General features: G+C 71.9%; 20 protein-coding genes. 14 read left to right on the top strand and 6 right to left on the bottom strand.

Features of this window, described 5'->3' with window-relative positions; all coding sequences use genetic code 11:
• Positions 1-287: 287 nt before the first annotated feature.
• From IEZ11_RS11410 to IEZ11_RS11380, 7 genes are all read left to right on the top strand, one after another.
• Positions 288-1,547, top strand: coding sequence for an ATP-grasp domain-containing protein (locus IEZ11_RS11410; protein WP_189262550.1), 1,260 nt, complete (start codon positions 288-290; stop codon positions 1,545-1,547).
• The gene (locus IEZ11_RS11405; protein WP_189262549.1) at positions 1,544-2,776 is read left to right on the top strand and encodes an MFS transporter; all 1,233 of its coding nucleotides are present in this window, start codon (positions 1,544-1,546) and stop codon (positions 2,774-2,776) included. The genes IEZ11_RS11410 and IEZ11_RS11405 overlap by 4 nt, the downstream gene beginning before the upstream one ends.
• Before the next feature lie 5 nt (positions 2,777-2,781).
• Positions 2,782-3,966, top strand: coding sequence for an ATP-grasp domain-containing protein (locus IEZ11_RS11400; protein ID WP_189262548.1), 1,185 nt, complete (start codon positions 2,782-2,784; stop codon positions 3,964-3,966).
• A gap of 70 nt (positions 3,967-4,036) precedes the next feature.
• Complete coding sequence (locus tag IEZ11_RS11395; protein ID WP_189262547.1) at positions 4,037-5,335, top strand: lysine N(6)-hydroxylase/L-ornithine N(5)-oxygenase family protein; 1,299 nt, start codon at positions 4,037-4,039, stop codon at positions 5,333-5,335.
• A gap of 13 nt (positions 5,336-5,348) precedes the next feature.
• Positions 5,349-6,971, top strand: coding sequence for a phosphotransferase (locus tag IEZ11_RS11390; protein ID WP_229712955.1), 1,623 nt, complete (start codon positions 5,349-5,351; stop codon positions 6,969-6,971).
• Positions 6,968-8,191, top strand: coding sequence for an ATP-binding protein (locus IEZ11_RS11385; RefSeq protein WP_189262545.1), 1,224 nt, complete (start codon positions 6,968-6,970; stop codon positions 8,189-8,191). Before IEZ11_RS11390 ends, IEZ11_RS11385 begins: the two co-directional genes overlap by 4 nt.
• 240 nt (positions 8,192-8,431) lie before the next feature.
• Positions 8,432-10,000, top strand: coding sequence for an amino acid adenylation domain-containing protein (locus tag IEZ11_RS11380; protein ID WP_189262544.1), 1,569 nt, complete (start codon positions 8,432-8,434; stop codon positions 9,998-10,000).
• Between the two features lie 126 nt (positions 10,001-10,126).
• Here the strand turns inward: IEZ11_RS11380 and msrB are convergent, their stop codons facing one another.
• From msrB to IEZ11_RS11360, 4 genes are all read right to left on the bottom strand, one after another.
• The gene (gene msrB, locus IEZ11_RS11375) at positions 10,127-10,534 is read right to left on the bottom strand and encodes a peptide-methionine (R)-S-oxide reductase MsrB (RefSeq protein WP_189262543.1); all 408 of its coding nucleotides are present in this window, start codon (positions 10,532-10,534) and stop codon (positions 10,127-10,129) included.
• Positions 10,535-10,547: 13 nt separating this feature from the next.
• Complete coding sequence (murC, locus tag IEZ11_RS11370; protein ID WP_189262542.1) at positions 10,548-11,936, bottom strand: UDP-N-acetylmuramate--L-alanine ligase; 1,389 nt, start codon at positions 11,934-11,936, stop codon at positions 10,548-10,550.
• Between the two features lie 148 nt (positions 11,937-12,084).
• Positions 12,085-12,540 carry an indole-3-glycerol phosphate synthase gene (locus tag IEZ11_RS11365; RefSeq protein ID WP_189262660.1) on the bottom strand — a complete coding sequence of 152 codons (456 nt, stop codon included), beginning with the start codon at positions 12,538-12,540 and terminating at the stop codon, positions 12,085-12,087.
• A gap of 172 nt (positions 12,541-12,712) precedes the next feature.
• Positions 12,713-13,504, bottom strand: a complete 792-nt coding sequence (locus tag IEZ11_RS11360; RefSeq protein ID WP_189262659.1) for a pyrimidine reductase family protein — start codon at positions 13,502-13,504, stop codon at positions 12,713-12,715.
• 322 nt (positions 13,505-13,826) lie between these two features.
• On the opposite strand from IEZ11_RS11360, the gene zapE reads away from it, so the two are divergent.
• The 7 genes from zapE to IEZ11_RS11325 all read left to right on the top strand — a co-directional run bounded on the left by zapE (position 13,827) and on the right by IEZ11_RS11325 (position 19,857).
• Positions 13,827-14,933 (top strand): cell division protein ZapE, encoded by a 1,107-nt coding sequence (gene zapE / locus IEZ11_RS11355; RefSeq protein WP_189262541.1) that lies wholly within the window; start codon positions 13,827-13,829, stop codon positions 14,931-14,933.
• Between the two features lie 206 nt (positions 14,934-15,139).
• Positions 15,140-15,544 carry a hypothetical protein gene (locus IEZ11_RS11350; protein ID WP_189262540.1) on the top strand — a complete coding sequence of 135 codons (405 nt, stop codon included), beginning with the start codon at positions 15,140-15,142 and terminating at the stop codon, positions 15,542-15,544.
• 113 nt (positions 15,545-15,657) lie between these two features.
• The gene (locus tag IEZ11_RS11345; protein WP_189262539.1) at positions 15,658-16,236 is read left to right on the top strand and encodes a carbonic anhydrase; all 579 of its coding nucleotides are present in this window, start codon (positions 15,658-15,660) and stop codon (positions 16,234-16,236) included.
• A gap of 8 nt (positions 16,237-16,244) precedes the next feature.
• Entirely contained in the window at positions 16,245-17,699 is a 1,455-nt protein-coding gene (locus IEZ11_RS11340) for a SulP family inorganic anion transporter (protein WP_189262538.1), read from the top strand.
• A 198-nt stretch (positions 17,700-17,897) separates the two neighbouring features.
• Positions 17,898-18,734 (top strand): slipin family protein, encoded by an 837-nt coding sequence (locus IEZ11_RS11335; protein ID WP_189262537.1) that lies wholly within the window; start codon positions 17,898-17,900, stop codon positions 18,732-18,734.
• 64 nt (positions 18,735-18,798) lie between these two features.
• Positions 18,799-19,653, top strand: a complete 855-nt coding sequence (locus IEZ11_RS11330) for a polysaccharide deacetylase family protein (protein ID WP_189262536.1) — start codon at positions 18,799-18,801, stop codon at positions 19,651-19,653.
• An 18-nt stretch (positions 19,654-19,671) separates the two neighbouring features.
• Complete coding sequence (locus tag IEZ11_RS11325; RefSeq protein WP_189262535.1) at positions 19,672-19,857, top strand: hypothetical protein; 186 nt, start codon at positions 19,672-19,674, stop codon at positions 19,855-19,857.
• Here the strand turns inward: IEZ11_RS11325 and IEZ11_RS50705 are convergent.
• Both IEZ11_RS50705 and IEZ11_RS50700 read right to left on the bottom strand, forming a co-directional pair.
• Positions 19,849-20,520 (bottom strand): ABC transporter, encoded by a 672-nt coding sequence (locus IEZ11_RS50705; protein WP_229712954.1) that lies wholly within the window; start codon positions 20,518-20,520, stop codon positions 19,849-19,851. The genes IEZ11_RS11325 and IEZ11_RS50705 overlap by 9 nt on opposite strands.
• Positions 20,517-21,389, bottom strand: a complete 873-nt coding sequence (locus tag IEZ11_RS50700) for an ABC transporter ATP-binding protein (RefSeq protein ID WP_229712953.1) — start codon at positions 21,387-21,389, stop codon at positions 20,517-20,519. The genes IEZ11_RS50705 and IEZ11_RS50700 overlap by 4 nt, the downstream gene beginning before the upstream one ends.
• Between the last annotated feature and the right edge of the window lie 100 nt (positions 21,390-21,489).

Here is a 21,489-nt window from a genome sequence, read left to right as displayed (position 1 = left end):
CCAGAAATATCCACCTGCAAAGGGATGTAACCGGACACTGTGCGTTTGCGATCACAGCCGACCGGAACGTCACCGATGGAGCATCACACCGACTTCTTCAGTCGGACATACCGATACAATCACTGCGAAACAAGCAAACACTCTCCGGGGTTTGTGATTTTCCTTCCGCGAAAATGACTTGATCGCGAGAGCGTGCAGGAGTGAACATGAAGTGAACCCTGGACTACGCGGCGGATGCGTCGAAGGCTCCGCGGTTCGCTGCTCGTGCTTGGTTTTGACTGTCTTTCATGGGGGAGCACTACGTGGACGTCACGCATGTCCTGTGCGGGTTCAGCAAAGGACTGATCTCCGACCTCGACAGCCTGTTACCGGCCGCGTCCGTGCTCGTCGTGGAGGACGAATACGTCTCTGCCGCCCGCGATGTTCCCCGGCGGATCGTGAACCATCCATGCGTCGCAGGGGTCGTCCACGCACCGGTTCAGAACGAACAGGATCCCGCCCGGGTGGTGCGCGCGGTTTCCAGACCACGACATATCCGCGCCGTCGTTCCGGCGACCGAGTACGGCGTGGTCGCGGCAGCGGCGCTGGCCGATGCCTGGGGACTACCCGGAGCGGGCACACCGGCCGCGGCGATCCTGCGGAACAAGGCCGCGCTGCGCGCCCACGCCGATTCCGCCGGTCTGCCGCAGCCTCGTTGGCGGCCGGCCGAAAGCGTGGCGGACGTGGTCGCGTTCCGGGCCGCACACGGCGGCCGCTGTGTACTGAAACCGGCCGACCGACAGGCCAGTCTGGGTGTCCGGCTGCTCGACGCCGACGACGACGCGGCGCTGGCCTGGGTGGGCACGACGACCGCCGACGAGCCGAGGATGCGCGCTCGCGACACCGGGGCCGGCCGGTTCCTCGTCGAGGAGCGGCTGTCCGGGCCGGAGGTCAGCGTGGAATGCCTGGTCGACGGCGGTGAGCTCCTGTTCCTGAACATCACCGAGAAGCTGCTGCACCCGGGACCGTCACCGGTCGAGCTCGGCCATGTCGTCCCCGCTTCGCTCCCGCCCGCGGTCACCGGCGAACTCCACCGGCTGATGCGGCTGTTGGTCACCTCGACGGGGTTCGGGTCCGGCGTGCTGCACGCCGAGTGGATCCTGGTCGACGGGGTACGGCCGCATCTCGTCGAGTGCGCGGGGCGGCTGCCGGGCGACAGCATCGACCTGCTGATCGACCTCGCCTACGGCGGCCGGATCGTCGCCGACCTGCTCGCCGTCCTGCAGGAAGGTGCTCCGCCCACCCGTGGCCCGGCCCTCGCGGGCGCGGCGATCCGGTTCCTCTCCGCACAGCCGGGCGTGGTGCGTACGGTCACGGGACTGGCGGAGAGCCGGGCCGCGGAAGGCGTGCGCGAGGTCGATCTCGCCGCGGAACCGGGCACGGTGGTCAAGGAAGTGACCAGTTCCTGGGATCGCATCGGCCATCTGCTGGCCACCGGCAGCACCGGAACGCATGCCGGGCAGAACGCGGCGGCCGCGGCCGGGCTGATCGAGGTCCGCACTTCATGATCTCCCGACTCCTGCGGACCTATGTCCCGGAGTCGGCGGCCGGCCGGGCATTCGCCCTGGTCGCGCTGCTCGATTCCGTGGGCACCGGCTTCTACCTGGCCGGATCCACGATCTTCTTCATCCACGTGATCGGCCTGAGCGATGCCCAGGTCGGCCTCGGACTGGCCGCGACCGGGCTGACCGCGTTCCTGGCCACGGTTCCGCTCGGGGTGCTCACCGACCGCTGGGGCGCCCGGCGGATGCTGATGGCCTATCAGCTGTGGCGGGCGGTCTGGTTCGCGGCCCTCGCCTTCGTGCACGGGCCGGTCGCCTTCGTCGTGGTGTCGGCGCTCCTCGGCCTCGTCGAGCGCGCGGTCTCGCCCGCGAGCCAGTCGGTGGTGTCGGTGGCGGTGCCGGGCCGGGACCGCACCCGCACCCTGGCCACGATGCGCTCGGTGCGCAACATCGGGTTCTCCGTCGGCGCCATGCTCACCGCCCCGCTGCTGGCCGCCGGTTCGACCCTGGCCTACCGGACGATCATCCTCGCCGACGCCGCGTCGTTCGTGCTCGCCGCGCTGCTGCTGGCACGGCTGCGGGTGGAGACGGCGCCACCGCCGGTACGCCGAGGCGGGCTGAGCTTCCTGCGGGGGTTCGGCGACCGGCGCTACCTCGAACTGAGCGCGCTGAGCTGCGTACTCGCCGTACACATGTCCGTGCTGGCCGTGGCCATCCCGCTGTGGACGGTGCGGGAGACGGACGCGCCCGCCGCGCTGGTGTCGGCGCTGGTGGTGCTGAACACCGTGCTGGTGGTGCTGTTCCAGGTCCCCCTCGCCAAGGGCGCGGAACGGGCCGACGGCGGGCTGCGCGCGATGAGACTGGCCGGCCTCGCGCTGATCGCCTCCTGCGCGGTGTTCGCCGTCGCCGCGGCCCCGCTCGGCCCGGTGTTCGCCGGCGCCACGCTGGTCGTCGCGACCCTGCTGCTGACCGCCGGGGAACTCTGGCACTCGATCGGTTCCTGGGAACTGTCCTACAAATACGCGCCCGAGCACCGCAAGGCGGAGTACCTCTCGATCTTCGCGCTCGGCAACAGCGTCCAGGACGTGCTCGGCCCGCCGCTGATCACCGTCGTCGTACTCGGCTTCGGCGGGGCCGGCTGGGCCGCGCTCGGCGCCCTGCTGCTCTGCGCGGTCCTGCTGCTGCCCCTGCCGGTCGCCCGGCTCGACCACCGCCTTGTCACGGCGAAAGGGTGACGAACATGCACGTCCTGATCATGCAACGGCCCCAGTCGGCCGCGCGGTACGACCACTGGATCCGAGCGGCCGCCCCGCAGACCCGCATCACCCTGCTCACCTCGGCCGACACCGACCGCCCGGCCGACGACCTCGCCGCGGGCGTCCGCCGGGTGATCGTGGACGACTACGAGTCACCGGCCACGACCGCCGAACTGCTCCGGCTCTGCGCCGCCGACCGGCCGGACCGGATCTTCGTGAACTCGGAGGACGACGTGCTGCGGGCCGCCGAGGCGCGGACCCTCTTCGGGATCCCCGGAGTCGGCTCGACGACGGCACTGCGGTTCCGGGACAAGGTCGCCATGAAGCACCTGTTCGACGGGCTCCCGGTGCCCGCGGTGCCCTATCGCGAGGTGCGCTGCTGCGCGGACCTGTACGCGGCCCAGGAGGACCTGGGCACGATCGTGGTCAAGCCGCGGGACGGCGCCGGATCCGCCGGGGTACGGGTGCTGGCCGACGGACCGGCGGTCCGGCAGGCCTGTCTCGACGACCCCGGCCTGCTCACCGCCCTGCACGGCGGCGGCCTGATGGCCGAGCAGTACATCGAGAGCACCGTCCACCACGTGGACGTCCTCGTCGACGGCGGTACGGCGCTGCTCGTCTCGCCGTCGCGTTACCTCAGCCCGCCGCACCGGTTCCGCACCGACAACCTCGCCTCGGTCATGCTCGACGGCGGGTCACCCCGCGCGAAACTGCTCACCGACACCGCCGAACGCTTCGTGGCCGGCCTGTCCGAGGGGCACGGAGTCCATGTTCTGCACATGGAGTTCCTCGAGGACTCCTCGGGCGCCTTCTTCGCCGGCGAGGTCGCCTGCCGCACCGGCGGAGCGCTCATCAAGAACGCCGTCCGCCACACCTACGGCGTCGACCTGTCCCGGGCCGCCTGTCTGCTCTCCGTCGGGCTGTGGACGGAGCCCGCGGAGCCGGAGCGCGGTGCCGCGCCGACCGGCTGGCTGCTGTGGACCGGCGGTCCGCAGCCGAGGGTCCCGGCCCACCGCCCGGACTGGCTGGTCGAGTTCTCCGCCCCGGAGCGCCCGGAACAGCAGGACGACCCGGTCGACGCGGTGGACGGGAAGGCCCGCTTCCTGGTCGAGGGCGTCGACGAGGAAGAGCTCGAACACCGACTACGCGTCCTGTGCCGGCGCGGCTGACCGCCCGGCGCGCCCAGCCCGCTCATCCACTCAGCTCGCCCTGTCCTCCGTCACAAGGAGAGAACCTGACGTGCACGTCAACGAACGGGACATCCATGACCTCGTCGGCATCGGTTTCGGACCCTCGAACCTGGCCGTCGCGATCGCCCTGGAAGAGTCCGGCCATCCGCTGCGCTCCGTCTTCTTCGACCGCAAACCCGGCTTCGCCTGGCACCCCGGGCTGATGTTCGCCGGGGCGGAGATGCAGGTCTCCTTCACCAAGGACCTCATCACGATGCGCAACCCGCGCAGCCGCTTCTCCTTTCTGAACTACCTCGCCGAGCAGAGCCCGGACCGGCTGGCGAAGTTCATCAACCTGCGCACCTTCTATCCGACGCGCGTAGAGTTCAACGCCTACTACGCCTGGGCCGCCCAGCAGTTCGACGACCTGGTCCGCTGGGGCACCGACGTCCTGGACGTGTCCGGCGTACCGGGTGAGGACGGCATCGAGCTGCTGCGGGTGACCGTACGGGACCGGGCCGACGGGGCCACGCGGTCGGTGCTCACCCGCAATCTGCTGCTGGCGCCGGGCGGTACCCCGCACGTTCCCGAGGACACCGCACTCGGCGACCGGGTCTTCCACGCCTCCGAGACCCGGGAGCGTCTGGAGGAATCGTTCGACGACCTGTCGGCGCCGTACCACTTCAACATCGTCGGCTCCGGCCAGACCTCGGCCGATGTGTTCATGCACCTGCGCCGTTCCTATCCCAACGCGCGGATCACCACGAACATCCGGGGCTTCGCCATGCGGCCCGAGGACGACACGCACTTCGTCAACGAGCTCTTCCTGCCCGAGTTCCCGGACTGGTTCCACCGCCAGGACAGCGAGTTCCGGCAGAAGATCATCGACGACTACGGCCTGGCCGCCCACACCGGCGTGAGCTACGACCTCATTCCGCAGATCTACCGCGAGTACTACGAGGACCTCTCCTCCGGGTGCGGTGCGCTCAGCCTGCACCGGTTCACCGAACTCGTCGGGGCGTACTCGGACGCCGACCGCGCGGTGGCCACCTACTTCCACCTCGACAGCGCCGAGACCAGCAAGGTCGAGGCCGACGCCGTCATTCTGGCCACCGGTTACCGCTATCAGATGCCGGTCCCCGCACTGGCCGGGCTCGGTGCGCACCTGCGGATGGAGACCCCGGAGCGGTACGCGATCCGCCGCGACTACGCCATCGAGAGCGTCGAGGGCTTCGCGCCGCGGATCTTCCTGCAAGGCTTCGCGGAGGCCACCCACGGGTTCAGCGAAGTGCTGCTCTCGCTGATGCCCATGCGCGCCGCGGAGATCGTCCAGTCCCTCGCCGAGAACACGTCCGTCGAGTCCCGTTAGGAGTGCGGAACCCGTGAGCATCCCGGCCGCAACGGCCACTGACCTGCATGGCACCGTGCGCATCACGACCGACGAGGAGCGCGCCGCCGTGCACGCGGTCCTCGATCGGCACGGCACGCCCCTGCCCGAGGGCGCGGTGTCCGTGGTGTTCGCCTATCCCGGACACGGCGTCGGCGAACGGCACGCGCAACTCTCCGGCTGCACCAACCAGATGCTGCTGTTGTCCGCCGCGTCGGGGCAGCTGTCGCAGCTGGGCGTCACCGTCGCCGCCGCGAGCACCGAGCCGCCCGAGAAGCATGCCCATCTGGGCGCGCTCAGCCGGTCCGTCGCGAGGTTCACCGCGGACGACGCGGCGCTGGTGCCGCACACCGACGTCGACGAGGGCCGCTTCCTGCTGCGCTGGACCATGGTGCTGGGCGGGTCGCGCGACGGCCTCCTGGTCACCGGCATCACCGACAGCGTGGCGCACACCCGCGCGGTGATCGACCTGCTCACGGCCGACCGGCTGCGCGACTGGGCCGAGGCCGCCGGGACCGGCTCGGCCGTCACGTCGTCCGGTGTCACGGCCACCTACGCCAACGGCGCGGACTCACTGGGCATCGTGGCCTTCGAGGCGGGCGTCCCGCTGGTGGCCAAGGTCGGGCCGCGCGCGGTCATCGACGCGGAGACCGCGTTCGTGACAGAGGTGAACACCGGGCTCATGGCACAGGGGCATCCCCCGCTGTTCCCGGTCCTGCACGGGGTGCACCACGAGGGTGCGCAGGCGACGTCCCTGATGGAGCAGGTCGAACCGCTCACCCTGGACAATGTCGTCTTCGCCGACAAGGCGAAGTTCGTGCTCGCCGACGAGGCGCTGCCGGCGCTCGAACCGCACCTTCGACTGCTGCGGGTCCTCTACACGTCGACGGCCAGAGCACAGCGGCCGACCGTCGCGGACTACCTCTTCCGTGAGCGTTTCCACGCCGTGGTGGAGCACGAGGGGTTCGTGGCGACCTTCCGGTCCTTCTTCCCCGGCTGGGACCTGGGGACCGTACTCGGTGCCGACGTGGTCCTGCCGACCGGGAGCCGGCCGGCGGGGTACACGGCCATGACGCGCTGGCTGGACGAGGCCTCGGCCTCGCTGCTGCCGGACTCCGGATGCCTGGTGCACGGGGACGTACACCTCAAGAACATGCTGCGCCGCGGCGACGGCTCCCCGGTCTTCGTCGACCCGCGCACGGTGTGGGACGGCCGGGACCGGCCGGACATCGGATTCGGCGATCCCAGCTACGACTTCGCGACCCTGCTGCACAGCGCGCTGCCGATGAGCGGGCTGCTCCAGGCCGTCGCCGACGGCACGTCCGAGGCGCTGCTGCCCGAGTTGCCCGCGGCACCGGACGGCACGCTCGACCTCTCCGGGCTGACGGCCCCCTTCACCGTGGACGGCAACCTGGCGCGGTTCGAGGAGCGGCTGCTCGCCGGACTCGGGCCGGACACCGAACCGCGCGTCCTGCGCGCGAGGTTGTACGTCGGTGCGGCGAACGCCCTCGCGGGCTGGCTGAAGTACGAGCGTGCGCTCGCCACCCCGCAGACCTGGCTCGCCGTCTACGCCTATGTCCTGTGGTACCTCGACCGCGCGCGGACGGAACTGGCATGAGCGCTCACGTGTTGGTGGTGAACTCCGGCAAGTCCGAGGCGGTGGACCGGCTTCGCGCGGCGGCGCCCGACGCCGAGATCGACGTCATCACCGAAAGCTCGTACGCCCGGATGTACACCCCGGACGTACGGCTGCACTTCGTCGACGACATCGCCGACCTGACCGCCGTCCGCCGGGTGGCCCTGGACCTGTCGGCGCGCCGGCCGATCGACCACGTGGTGGCTCCGTCCGAGCGGAGCCTGCCCGCCGGCGGCTATCTGCGTTCGTTCCTGGGGCTGGGCGGGATCGGCTTCGAGACGGCCAACCGGTTCTCCAACAAGGCGGTGATGAAGTCGGTCCTCACCGCGGCGGGTCTGCCGGTCGCCGCGCACCGCGTGATCGGGTCGTGCGAGCAGGCCCTCGCCGCTGCCGCCGAGCTCGGCTGGCCGGTGGTGCTCAAGCCGGCCCTCGGTACCGGCTCCATGAACACCTTCCTGCTGTCCTCGGCCCAGGAGCTGACCGAGCTGCTCGCCTCGTCCGCCGCGGACGGTCTGCGCCGGGCCGCGTGCCCGCTGCTCGTCGAGCGGTTCGTCGAGATGGAGGGCGAGTACCACTGTGACGGGGTGGTCTCGGGCGGACGAGTCGAATTCGCCGCCGTGCAGCGCTACTTCATGCCGCTCCTGGGCCGGACGGACGCCTTCACCGGCTCGTATCTGCTGCCCGAGGACGACCCGGCCGTCGCGGTGATCCACGAGCTGCACCAGGCCACCGTGAGCGCCCTCGGGCTGGACAGCGGCGTGACGCACATGGAGCTGTTCGGGACGCCCGACGGGTTCGTGATCGGCGAGATCTCCTGCCGGCCGGCCGGCGGCGGCATCGTCGACGCGGTCCGGATGAAGTACGGCATCGACCTCTGGCGGGTGTTCATGGACACCTCGCTCGGTCGCCCGGCCGGGGTCAGCGGTCCGGTCGCGGCGCTGCGGGACGAGATCATCGCCAACTGCGACCTGCCGGTGCGGCCCGGACGCGTCGTGCGCATCTCCACCGCCGAGGAGTTGGCCCGGGTACCGGATGTGGTCGAGGTGCGGATGTCCACGCGGACCGGCGACACCATCGGCACCCGGCTGCACTCCGCCTCGACCACCGGTCTGGTGTTCCTCGCGACGGCCGAGGCGGCACTCGTGCCCAAACGCGTCGAGGACCTGGCCCGTACCTACGTCCTCGAGGTCGCCCCGGCGTAGCGACCGTCGTTCTTTGCCGCACGTTTAGCCGGTCGGTCCGAGCTGCGGGCGAAGACGGGGAAGGAACACCCACGTGTCAGGTGCCGACAGCGGTCTCGCGGCCGTCGTGTCCGGCCCAGGGCACCACTTCCGCCCGGCCGGGCGGGTCCGACAGGTCCCCGGCCCGGTCCCGGAAGTTCCTCGTTGACGCTGCCGTGCGGGCCGGGGCCCGCAGCCTGGCACGCCGGAAGGAGATACCGCATGACCCCGCTACCGGATCCCGACTCGTTGCCGGACCTGTTCCGCCGGTGCGTCGCCCGGGTTCCCGAGGCCGTCGCCCTGCGGGACGGCGCGCAGGTGTGGACGTACGCGGAGCTGGACACCCGCTCGGACCGGCTCGCGGGCACCCTGGCCCGGCACGGTGTGGGCCCGGGGGACCTGGTCGGTGCCCTCGTGGACCGTTCGTCGGCCTCCGTGGTGACGATTCTGGCGATCCTGAAGACCGGCGCCGCCTATGTGCCGCTCGACCCGTCCTACCCCGCCGAACGGCTGCGTCACATAGCCGAGGACGCGGACCTGCGGGTCGTCACCGGCCCCGCGGCACGCAAGGTGGAGCTGGGCAAGGACCTGACCGTCCTGGACGAGGAGTCGGCGGCGGTCGAGCCGGACGGGCCCGTCGCCTCGGCCGGGGCGCGGCCGGGATCGCGGCCCACCGCCGACGACACCGCCTACGTCATCTACACCTCCGGCTCCACCGGCCGCCCCAAGGGCTGTCTGGTGACCCACGGGAACGTGCTGGCCCTGCTGCACGCGGCCGTGCCGCTGTTCGACTTCGGTCCCGAGGAGCGGTGGACGCTGTTCCACTCGCTCAGTTTCGACTTCTCCGTCTGGGAGTTGTGGGGCGCCTTCAGCACCGGGGGCACCCTGGTCGTCGTACCCGACGAGGTGGCGCGCTCGCCGCAGGAACTGGTCGGCCTCCTGGTGGAGCAGCGGATCACCGTGCTGAACCAGGTGCCCTCGGTCTTCCGCTACACCTCGAAGGCCCACAGCGTGGCGGGCTCCCCGCCGCTGTCCGTGCGCCACCTGGTCTTCGGCGGGGAAAGCGTGGACCTCCCGGTCGTACGGGAGTTCCTGAACCGGGTTCGCGGGTCCCGCCCGAAGGCCGTCAACATGTACGGCATCACGGAGACGACGGTCCACGTCACCTACAAGGCGCTGGACGACGCGGCCCTCGCCGGGGACGTGCTCTCGCCGATCGGACGGCCGCTGCCTCATCTGTCGGTGCGGCTGCTCGACGAGGAACGGCGCCCTGTGGAACCGGGAACCGTCGGCGAGATGTGGGTGTCGGGGTCGGGGGTGTCGGCCGGCTACCTCAACCGGGCGGAGCTGACCCGGGAGCGCTTCGTCGTCCTGGAGACGGTGTCCGGGCCGCTGCCGCACTACCGGACCGGAGACCTGGCCCGGGAACTGCCGGACGGCGAGCTGGAGTACGCGGGCCGGGCCGACCAGCAGCTGAAAGTACGCGGGTTCCGCATCGAACCCGGCGAGATAGAAGCCGTCCTGCGTGATTCCGGGCTGCTGAGCGACGTCGCCGTCACCGTGGCCACCACCTCGTCCGGGAGCAGTCTCCTGCTCGCCTGCGTGGTCCCGGCACCGGGGCAGGAGGACGGTCTGCAGGCCAGGCTGCGCGCGCACGCGGGCACCGAGCTCCCGCCGCACATGATGCCCGACCGCTATCGCGTCCTGGACGCGCTGCCCCTCACGCCGTCCGGCAAGACCGACCGGCGGGCCCTGGCCGGGCTCGGCACGCGTCCCTCGCGCACCGGCTGACGGGCGGCCGGGGAGTACCCGGGCCGCGCCCGGCGGTCCGGCGGGGCGTCCCCGCGTGCGTGCCGACGCACGACCACGCGGGGACCCCCGGAGACCCACCGCCGGCGGCCGGTCACGCCGCGGGGCTCACGCCTCGTCCGGCTCCAGCCGCAGTGAGATCGAGTTGATGCAGTACCGCTGGTCGGTCGGGGTCGCATACCCCTCACCCTCGAACACGTGCCCGAGATGCGAGCCGCAGCGCGCGCACCGCACCTCGGTGCGGACCATCCCGTGCGTGCGGTCCTCGATCAGCTCGACCGCGTCGGTGTCCTTCGGGTCGTAGAAGCTCGGCCACCCGCAGTGGGACTCGAACTTCGTGCCGGAGGTGAACAGCTCGGCACCACAGGCGCGACAGGAGTACACGCCCTTGGTCTTGGTGTCGGTGTACTCACCCCTGAAGGCCGGCTCGGTCGCCGCCTGACGCAGCACGGCGTACTCGGCCGGCGACAGCTCCGCCCGCCACTGCTCGTCCGGCTTCTCGACGTCGTACGACATGACTCTCAGCCCCTCACTTCGCCAGGCGTTCCAGGATCCTCGGGCCCAGGTCGGTCACATCGCCCGCGCCCATGGTGAGAACCAGATCACCGGGCTTCGTCATTCCCGCGACCACGGCGGGGACCTCGTCCTTGTCGTGCACGGCGGTGACGTCGGCGCCCGCGGCCCGTGCCGCCTCGATGATCAGCTCGCTGGTGACCCCGGGGATCGGGTCCTCGCGGGCCGGGTAGATGTCGAGGACGACCGAGGCGTCCGCGAGGGCCAGCGCGTCGCCCATCTCCTTGCCCAGCTCCTGGGTCCGGGAGAAGAGGTGCGGCTGGAAGACGACCAGGATCCGGGCGTCCCCGGCGGCGGCGCGCATGGCCTCCAGGTCGGCGGTCATCTCGGTCGGGTGGTGGGCGTAGGAGTCGATGACCTGGACCCCGGCCGCCTCGCCCTTGAGCTGGAGGCGCCGCTTGACCCCGGTGTACGCGGCCAGGGCGGGTGCGAGTTCCGCGGCCGGGATCCCGAGCGCCACGCCCGCGGCCAGCGCGGCGACCGCGTTGTGCGCGTAGTGCCGGCCGGGTACGGAGACCCCGAAGGTCAGCTCGGTGCCGTCCAGCAGGACGGTGACCTCGCTCTTGAGACCCTGCGGTACGACGGACAGCACCCGGACGTCGGCGTCCGCGGCCTCCCCGTACGTCACCGTGTTCACCTTGCAGGCCACCCGCCGGGTCAGCTCGCGCGCCCCCTCGTGGTCGGCGTTGACCACCAGCGTGCCGCCGGGCACGATGCGGCCCGCGAAGGTCTCGAAGGACTCGTAGATCTCGTCCATCGAGGCGTAGTTGGCGTGGTGGTCGAGCTCCACGTTGAGGACGATGGCGACCTCGGGCGCGTACTTGTGGAAGCTGCGGTCCGACTCGTCCGCCTCGGCGACGAAGATCTCGCCCGCGCCGTGCAGGGCGTTGGAGCCGGGGGCGTCCAGGTCGCCGCCGATGGCGTACGAGGGGGTCCGGCCCAGCGCGGTCAGGGACACCGCGAGCATGGACGTGGTGGTGGTCTTGCCGTGGGTGCCGGCGACCGCGATCGGACGCAGACCGTCCATCAGGGCGGCGAGGGCGTCCGAGCGGTGCACCACCGGGATGCCCAGTTCGGCCGCGCGGGCCAGCTCCGGGTTGTCCTGCCGGATCGCCGAGGAGACGACGACACAGCTGGCGTCGTCGGCGAGGTGCCCGGCGGCGTGCCCGATGTGCACGGTGACGCCGAGCGCCCGCAGCGCCTCGGCGGTCTCCGACTCCTTGGCGTCGCTCCCGGCCACCTCGGCACCGCGCTGGGCGAGGATCTTGGCGATCCCCGACATCCCGGCGCCGCCGATCCCGATGAAGTGCGGTCGCTCCATGGCGGAAGGAAGGCCGGGTGCCATGTGTTTCTCCCAGAGACGGTGACGTGCCAAAGCAGCCCTAGCCTATGTGCTGCACCACGGGTCGCTTCGCAAAGGACGCACGCCATCCCCACCTGGGGGCGCGGGGAACTGCGCGACCAGCCACAACGCACCGCACCCCCTACGGCGTCTAGGCCTTGCTGTGCGAGAACAGCTTCAGCACCGGCACCCCCACCTTGTGCCGCGCCCGGGACGCCCAGTCCCGGTGGAAGAACTCCTCCACGTAGTGCGGATCGGTCAGCACGATCACCTCGTCCGCGCCGACCTCTTCCACCAGCTTGCGCAGCGCGTCCAGCGGGTGGTCCTCGACCAGCCGCCCCTCCGCCGCGCTTCCCGCCGCCCGCAGAGCCGTCAGGGACACGGCCAGCGCCTGCTCGGCGGGGCCCTTGGCCGCTTCTCCCTCCGGCGTCTCCCGCTCGCGCGCGGCCTCGTCGAGTTCGCCGAGCGCGATGTCGTCGATGGCCCGCAGCAGGCGGTCCGCCTGGTCGCCGCGCGGCTGGAGCAGCACATGGAAGGCGACCTGCTCGTCCCCGTGCAAGGTCGTGACGAACTCCACGTCGGCGGACGTCAGGGCCTTCTCGATCATCAGAACGCTTGTGAACACCAGGCGCCTCTTCTCCTTAGAGGATCACTTCGACCCTCTGTCCTTCGTGGGGCCCAGCACCCCTGCGGAAACCATCCTGCCCCGTGATCGCACGGGTACTGCCGGATTCAGTTTGCCCGCCGGAAGCTAAGCGGAACGGTATATTCCGCCGTTTTCAGGACCGGCGGTAGCGGCCGAACAGGAATCCGGCCTCCTCCAGGAGGGACACTAGTTCGAAGCGTCGGGGTACAGCGACACCGGGTCCCCCGGCGATCCGCTGCGCGTCGCCCGCCGTGAGCATCGGGGAGACCGTCAGGCACAGCTCGTCGAGGACGTCGGCGGCGACGAACTGCCCGAGCAGCCGGGGACCGCCCTCGGTGAGCAGCCGGGTGTGTCCGAGGCCGGCCAGGGCGCGGACCGCGCGGGCGGGGTCGACGCCGACGCCGTCACCGGCGATCACCACCCGGGCGCCGGCGCGCTCGGCGGCGGCGACGCGGTCGGGGGCGGCCGCCGCGCCGGTCAGGATCAGGGTGGGCACGAGGGGCGAGGTGAACAGCGGGAGCGAGAGGTCGAGGTCGAGGCTCGCGGTCACGACGGCGACCGCGGCGACCGCGGCCTGGCCGGCCGCGGTCCGGGCCGCAGCGAAATCCGCCCGCTCGCGTACCGGCCGGTACCCCTCCTGCCGTACCGTTTCCGCACCGACGACGACGACGTCCGCGAGTCCTCTCAGGGTGCCGAAGATGCGCATGTCGGCCGCACCGGAGATGGGCTGCGACCGCCCGTCGTGCTGACCGGCCCCGTCAAGCGTCGACACCATGTTGGCCCGCAGCCAGACCTCCCGCCCGGCGGACTCGGGATAGGCGTAGGCGAGCGCCAGCTCACCGAGACTCCACTCCCGGTCGACAGATCCGAACCCGGAACCGGAACCACTCCCCCCACCGGAGCCCGGCCCGGCCCCGGCACGCACCCCGCCGACCGGACCGCCGGACGCCGCCCCCTCGGCCGCCGCCCCGGAGCCACCCACACCGCCCGCAAGCCCCTCCCCCACAGCCGGCCCGCCGGAGGCCTCGGACCCTCCGCCATGCCCCGCCCCCTCGGCCAAGCCGCCGGAGGCACTCGGCCCGGCTCCGGGCCCCTCCCCGCCGACCGGCCCGCCGGAGGCCTCGGACCCGCCCCCCGGACCCGCCCCCTCGGCCGAACCGCCGAAGGCCCGTCGTGGTGTTTGTTCGGTCACAGGGAACAGGCGTCGCATGCCGTGCAGTGTGGCACGGCAACTAACATGGGTGACCGTGTCGTCTTCTCCCGCCGCATCCGAGGTCAGCCCCATAGCCGACGTGGCCCCGCTGTCGCTGTGCGCCCGTTCGCCGCACGTCCCCGCGGACCGGCTGGTCGCCGAGATGGTGCCGCCGCCCCGTTTCGACTCGGTCCGCTTCGCCACCTACCTCCCGGACCCGAACCAGCCGAGCCAGACCGAGGCCGTACGGGTCCTGGAGGAGTTCGCCGGCGGTCTCGGCGGGGCGCACGCGGCGACCGGCGGCCGGCGCGGCTTCCTCGGCCTCGGCAGGAGCAGGGCGGCCAAGGTGCCCGCCGGGCCGCGCGGGGTCTACCTCGACGGCGGGTACGGCGTCGGCAAGACCCACCTGCTCGCCTCGCTCTGGCACGCCACCCCGGCCGAGCCCGCGCTGAAGGCGTTCGGCACCTTCGTGGAGCTGACCAACCTGGTCGGCGCCCTCGGCTTCCAGCAGACCGTGCAGACCCTCTCCGGCCACCGCCTGCTGTGCATCGACGAGTTCGAGCTGGACGACCCCGGCGACACCGTCCTGGTGTCGACGCTGCTGGGCCGCCTGGTGGACGCCGGTGTCGCGCTCGCCGCCACCTCCAACACCCTGCCCGGCAAGCTCGGCGAGGGCCGGTTCGCCGCCGCCGACTTCCTGCGTGAGATCCAGGGCCTGTCGGCCCACTTCCGCGCCCTGCGCATCGACGGCGAGGACTACCGCCACCGCGGCCTGCCCGAGGCGCCGGCGCCGTTCTCCGAGGAGCAGGTGACCAAGGCGGCACACGCCACCCCGGCCGCCTCCCTGGACGCCTTCCCACAGCTCCTGGACCACCTGGCCAAGGTGCACCCCAGCCGGTACGGCGCGCTGACCGACGGCCTGAGCGCCGTCTGCCTGACGGACGTGCAGCCGGTGCCCGACCAGTCGACCGCACTGCGGCTCGTGGTCCTCGCGGACCGGCTCTACGACCGCGAGGTCCCGGTCCTCGCCGCCGGGCTGCCCTTCGACAGGCTGTTCAGCGAGGAGATGCTGAACGGCGGCTACCGCAAGAAGTACTTCCGCGCGATATCCCGGCTGACCGCCCTGGCCAGGGACGCCAAGGGGCTCGTGGCCGCCGGGTAGCCCGCACCGGCCGGCCGCCTATGTGATCAAGCCCCCTCCGGTCAAGAGCCCGATCAGGCCACGCCACCGGCATTTTCCACGCTCTCTTCGGCTCGCAACACCGATTTAACCCTGCAAACAACTTTGCAGGGTTAACGTGTTTCTTGACCAACCATTGACTTGTGCTTGGTGCACACAAGAGGTGTGAACTGCCGCGAGGGGGGCTCATGTTCCGAGGTAAGACGGCCCGGACCGTGCTCTCGCTCCTGGCCGCCGCCCTGCTCGCCGTCCAGTTCTTCGCGCCTGCGGCAACCTTCGCAGCCGCGCACACCCTCAGTCATGTCGAGGCCAAGGCCCAGTCCGGGCCGAAGTCCTCGGCGAAGGCCGGGCGCGACGGCTCGTACACGTCGTACACCCTCCGCGACCATGGCCGCTGCGGTGCGCCGACCGGCCCGCCGCAGACCGCCGACCGCCATCGCAGCGCCACCGCCGGCTGTGCGGACGAACGTCAGCACAGCGCGCGGCACACCGAGGCCATACGCACCTCGGTGCCTCCCACGGCCAGGCACCACCGCACGTCAAGAGCGTCGAGAGCGCACTCCCCGGCCACGCTTCAGGTCTTCCGCTGCTGACCGGGCGGGCGCTGCCGGGCTCCGCCCCGGCCCGCCGTGCTCTCCACATCCCCCCACCACCGTCGTGCAAGCCCGACGCGCCGCTGTAGCGCGCCAGGAGGAGTCCACACACCATGCAGCCCCTCATCGACAACGCCCGTACGTTCGGACAGCGCCCTGAGGAGTTCGCCAGACTCGCCGAAGGCCAGTCACCGCAGGTGCTCTTCATCACCTGCTCCGATTCGCGGGTCGTCCCGGCCCTGATCACCGGCGCCCGCCCGGGCGAGCTCTTCGAGCTGCGCACCGCGGGCAACATCGTCCCGCCCTACGTCTCGGTCCACCCCACCAGCGAGGCGGCCACCATCGAGTACGCCGTGGAGGTGCTCGGCGTCCGCGACATCGTAGTCTGCGGGCACTCGCACTGCGGCGCCGTCGGCGCGCTGGTACGCGGCGACGACCTGACCGCCGTACCCGCCGTACGGGACTGGCTGGCCAGCGCCGAGCCGCGCCCGAGCGGGGCGGCCGAGGACCCGGCCGTGGCCGAGGGCGTGCAGAACCACGTGCTCGCCCAGCTGCTGCGGCTGCGCTCGTACCCCTGCATCGACAAGAAGCTGACGGCGGGTGAACTGACCCTGCGCGGCTGGTACTACGAGGTCCACACCGGTGCCGTGCGCGAACACCGCGCCGGCACCGACACCTTCGAGGCCCTGTGAGCGCCGCGATGAGCAAATTCCCTTACATACGCCAGGACTTCGCCGCCTCCCTCGTCGTGTTCCTGGTCGCGCTCCCGCTCTGCGTGGGCGTGGCCGTGGCCTCCGGTGTCCCGGCCGAACTCGGCCTGGTCACCGGCATCGTGGGCGGTCTCGTCACCGGGCTGATGCGGGGCAGCAGCCTCCAGGTGTCGGGGCCGGCCGCCGGCCTGACCGTGCTCGTCTTCGAGGCGGTGCGGGAGTTCGGGCTGCCACTGCTCGGGGTGATCGTGCTGGCCACCGGCGTCCTCCAGATCACCATGGGCGTGCTGAGGCTGGGGCGCTATTTCCGGGCCATCTCGATCTCGGTCGTCGAGGGCATGCTGGCCGGAATCGGCCTGGTGCTGATCGCCGGCCAGCTGTATCCGGCGCTCGCCACCAAGGCCCCCGACTCGGGCCCCGGCAAGATCGCCGGGCTGCCCGGGGCGTTCCTGGACGCCCTCGGGGACGGCGAGGCGCTGGCCTCACTCGCCCTCGGCGCGGGCACCGTCGCGGTCCTGGTGCTGTGGAAGCACGCCCCGGCGAAGGTACGGACGGTCCCCGGACCGCTGGCCGCCGTCGGCCTCGCCACCCTGGCCGCGTTCCTCCTGAGCCTTCCGGTGGCCACCGTCGAGGTGCGGGGGCTGCTGGGTTCCGTGCAGCCGCCGCCGCTGAGCGCCTTCGGCGAGCTGGCGAGCGTCGGGCTGATCGGCACGGTCGTCGCGTTCACGCTGATCGCGTCCGCCGAGTCGCTGTTCAGCGCGGCGGCCGTGGACCGGCTGCACGACGGTCCGCGTACCGAGTACGACCGGGAACTGGTCGCCCAGGGCGCGGGCAACGCGCTCTGCGGGGTGCTGGGCGCGCTGCCGATGACCGCGGTGATCGTGCGCAGCGCGGCCAACGTCCAGGCGGGCGCCCGCACCAAGGCGTCCCGGGTGCTGCACGGCGTCTGGCTGCTGCTGTTCGCGGCGCTGCTGCCGGGCGTCCTGGGCTGGATACCGATCCCGGCGCTCGCCGGCGTCCTCGTCCACTCGGGCGCCAAGCTGATCCCGGTGCGGGCGCTGGCCGTGCTGTGGCGTGAGCACCGGGGCGAGGCGCTCATCCTCGTCGTCACGGCGGTGTCGATCGTCGCGGTGAGCATGTTCGAAGGCGTGCTGATCGGGCTCGCCCTGTCCATCGTCAAGACGGCCTGGGAGGCCTCGCACCTGAAACTGGAGATCGTCGACAAGGGCTCGGGGCCGATCGACGCCCACCTGTCCGGCAACGCGACCTTCCTGCGGCTGCCGAAGATCCTCGACAGCCTGGAGGCGCTGCCCCAGGACCGCCCGATCCGGGTGGACCTCTCCGGGCTGCACCATCTCGACCACGCCTGCCGGACCGCGCTGGAGAGCTGGGCCCAGCGGCACAGCGACGCGGGCACCGAGCCGGTGAGAGTCACGGCCGGCTGAGCCACGCGCCTCGGTCACGGCCGTCCGAACCGGAGGCCGCCCCGGGCCGGGATGCCGACGCCCCTCGGCATCCCGGCCCGGACCCGCTTCCCGCGCCTGCCGCCCGGACCCGCTTCCCGGCGATCGTGGCCCGGACCCCACCATCGGGCATATCGTTGCATCAGCAGACATATTGGACCTCTTTACCTGGAGGTCGTGATGGTTCAGGAGCTGCTGGTCGCGGTGGTGGCGGCGCTGTGCTTCGGCGCGCTGTACCTGGCCGCCGGCGCGCGGGTCGTCAAGCAGTACGAGCAAGGGGTGCTGTTCCGGCTCGGCCGGGTCACGGGTGACGTACGGACGCCCGGCTTCAACCTGGTGATCCCGTTCGTGGACCGGCTGTACAAGGTCAACCTGCAGATCGTCACGATGCCGGTCCCCGCCCAGGAGGGCATCACCCGGGACAACGTCACCGTGCGCGTGGACGCCGTCGTCTACTTCCGGGTGGTCGACGCGGTGAGCGCGCTGGTCAAGGTCGAGGACTACAAGTTCGCCGTCTCGCAGATGGCCCAGACCTCGCTGCGCTCCATCATCGGCAAGAGCGACCTGGACGACCTGCTCTCCAACCGCGAGAAGCTCAACCAGGGCCTGGAGCTGATGATCGACAGCCCGGCGGTGGGCTGGGGTGTGCAGGTGGACCGGGTCGAGATCAAGGACGTGTCCCTGCCGGACACCATGAAGCGCTCGATGGCCCGCCAGGCAGAGGCCGACCGGGAGCGCCGGGCCCGGATCATCAACGCCGACGCCGAGCTCCAGGCGTCGAGGAAGCTGGCCGAGGCGGCCCAGCAGATGGCGGACACCCCGTCGGCCCTGCAACTGAGGCTGCTGCAGACGATCGTGGCGGTGGCCGCGGAGAAGAACTCCACCCTGGTCCTGCCGTTCCCGGTGGAACTGCTGCGGTTCCTGGAGCGGTCCGGCCACCAGCCGCCGGGGCCGAACGGCGACGCCCCGGCCAAGATCACCGGGAGTACCCTGCGGACAGGGCCGCCGCCCGGGTGACCCGGGGCCGCGCCGTCCGCCGCGCCACCCCGGAGAATCGGACATACCGACCTACGTTCATACGGTGATCCGACTAGCACGCCGTCTTGCCGGTACGACCGCCGTCTGCGTCGCCCTGGGCGCCGCGCTCGCCGCCTGCGGCACCACCGAGGCGCCCCACGCCGGCCCCCCGGCCCCTTCCAGGCCCTCCTCCTCCGCCACCCCGCCGCCCACCCTCGCCCCCGGCCCCGGCGGTGCGGCACCCGTCTTCATGAACGGTCCGCGCACCCTGGGCAAGACCGTCGCCTTCACCTTCGACGCCGACATGACCGCCGACCAGGGGCCGCGCGCGGCCGCGGGCGAGCACTTCGACAACCCGGCGCTGATCGCGACCCTGCGCCGGCTGAAGGTGCCGGCCACGATCTTCATGACCGGCCGCTGGGCCGACGAGTACCCGGACCAGGCCCGCTCCCTCGGCCGTGACCCGCAGTTCGAGGTCGCCAACCACTCCTACAGCCACTACGCGTTCACCGGCGACTGCTACGGCCTGCCGACCGTCTCCGCCGCGAACATGAAGTCGGACGTGGAGCGCGCCTACGCCGCGCTGCTCCGCGCCGGAGTACCGCACCCGATGCCGTACTTCCGCTTCCCCGGCGGCTGTTACGACCGGCAGGCGCTGCGCGCGGTCGGCCCGCTCGGGGTCACCGCGGTGCAGTGGGACGTGGTGAGCGGGGACGCGTTCGCGACGGACGCCGACGCGGTGGCCAAGCAGGTGCTGGACGGGGTGAAGCCCGGTTCCGTGGTCGTCATGCACTGCACCCGCAGCGCCGCCCCGACCACCGAACAGGTGGTCCGCACCGTCGTACCGGAACTGCGCAAGCAGGGCTTCCGGTTCGTGAAGGTCTCCGAGCTGATCGGGGAGACACCCGGCCACCGGTGACCGTCCTACGCTGGAGGCATGAGCGACGAGGGCTGCTGCACCACGGGCACCGGGGCGGCACGGCCGCGGGCGGCGGACGGGCCGCCGTACGCCGAGTGTGTGCTGTGCCGGGAGCCGACCGAGTATCCGGAGTCGTACCGGGGGATCACCCTGTGCCCCCGGTGCGAGTGGCAGGAGGCGCAGCGGAGCGCCTGTTCAGGGTGAGCGGCGGCCGCTGAGGGCCGAGGCCAGGGCGAAGGCGGCGGCGGTGAGCAGGGCCGCCGCGGCCGCAGGCAGCGGGGAGACCGGGATCCGGCCGGACTCCGAGCCGGTGACCAGGCCGCTGACCGCCGCGTGCGCCGGAGAGCCCGCCACCACCATGGAGAGCAGGGCGGCCAGCAGCATCGCGGGCACCGCCCGGCCCGGCGAGCGCAGCAGCGGGCGGTTGGTGAGCGCGCCGACGGCGCTGCCGAGCAGCGCGCAGGCGAGGATCGCGAGGAGACCGGCGGCTCCGGCCCGCAGGGGTGGTACGGGGAGCCGGTGGTCGTTGGTGGCGTGCCGACTGATGACCGTCACGACCAGGGTGGCCGCCGTGCCGAGCAGCGCGGCGGCGAAGAGGGCGGTGAGCAGGGCGGCCAGGTGGGCCCTGGCCGGGCCGCGCGCCGCGGCGACGCAGGCGCGGGCGGCCGGCGGTTCACCCGTGACACAGATCCGTACCAGCCAGGCGGCCACCGGCAGCAGCGCGGCGGCCGCGTAGCCGAGCGAGTCCAGCACCGGCTGGCCGCTCTGCACGCCCACGCCCAGGAACACGGCGTACAGGATCACCGGCGGCAGCCAGCGCTGGGAGCGCAGCAGGAGGGCGGTCTGGTAGCGCAGGAGTGCGGTCATGGGCGGTCTTTCTCGTCCGGCGGGACGTCCGGGGGGCTGACGGAGACCACGTGCCAGGGCGGCTGGGCGGTGAGCAGGGCGCGCAGCACCACGTCCGAGTGGGACGCGGGAACCGTAAGACGGTAGGTGCCGGGGGTCGGTTCCGCGGCCGAGGCCGACGGGCGGGTCGCGTCGGCGGGGAGTCGTCCGCCGGCCGGGCCCCGGGCGGTCACCACGGTGAGCGGGCCGACGGGTGGGGCCGCCTGCGCGGTACGGGGTTCGAGGGTGCCGGCGACGACCTGGTGGACCGCGTCGGGCACGCCCGCGAGGCGCCGGGGATCGTGGTCGACGAACACCACGGCGCCCCCGGCGGCGGTGCGCTCGGCGACGGCCCGCTCCAGTTCGGCGCGGGCCTCGGCGTCCAGGCCGGTCCAGGCCTCGTCGAGGACGAGGAGTTCGGGGTCGGCGAGCAGGGCCTGGGCGACGGCGACCTTCTGGCTGGTGCCCTTGGAGAGCTGGGCCATGGGGGTGGCCGCGTAGGCCGCGGCGCCGAAGCGCTCCAGCCAGTCCGCCGCGCGGGCGGCGGCCGACCGGCGGGAGAGGCCGTGCACGGTGCCGAGATGAGTGAGGTAGCCGGAGGGGGTGAAGGGCAGGGCCGAGGGGAAGCGCTCGGGCACGTACGCGGTACGGGGGCGGCCGGTGATACGGCCCTCGGTGGGGGTGTCTATGCCGGCGACGAGGCGGAGCAGGGTGGACTTGCCGGTGCCGTTCGCTCCCTCCACGCGGGTGAGGGAGCCGGGGGTGAGGGTGAGGTCGACGCCTCTTAACACCCAGGGGCCGCGTATGCCGTAACGGCGGCCTACGCGGGCCAGTTCAAGATCACGATGCATGGGGGACATTGTCGTGCGGGATCGGGGTGGTGAGTTTCGGTTGTACGCGGTCTGCGGGTGTGCGGGGGCCGTTCGCGCGGTTCCCCGCGCCCCTTATAGG

The sequence above is a fragment of the Streptomyces fuscichromogenes genome (genome assembly GCF_014645815.1).
GTDB lineage: Bacteria > Actinomycetota > Actinomycetes > Streptomycetales > Streptomycetaceae > Streptomyces > Streptomyces fuscichromogenes.
This window is presented reverse-complemented; position numbering and strand designations above follow the sequence as displayed.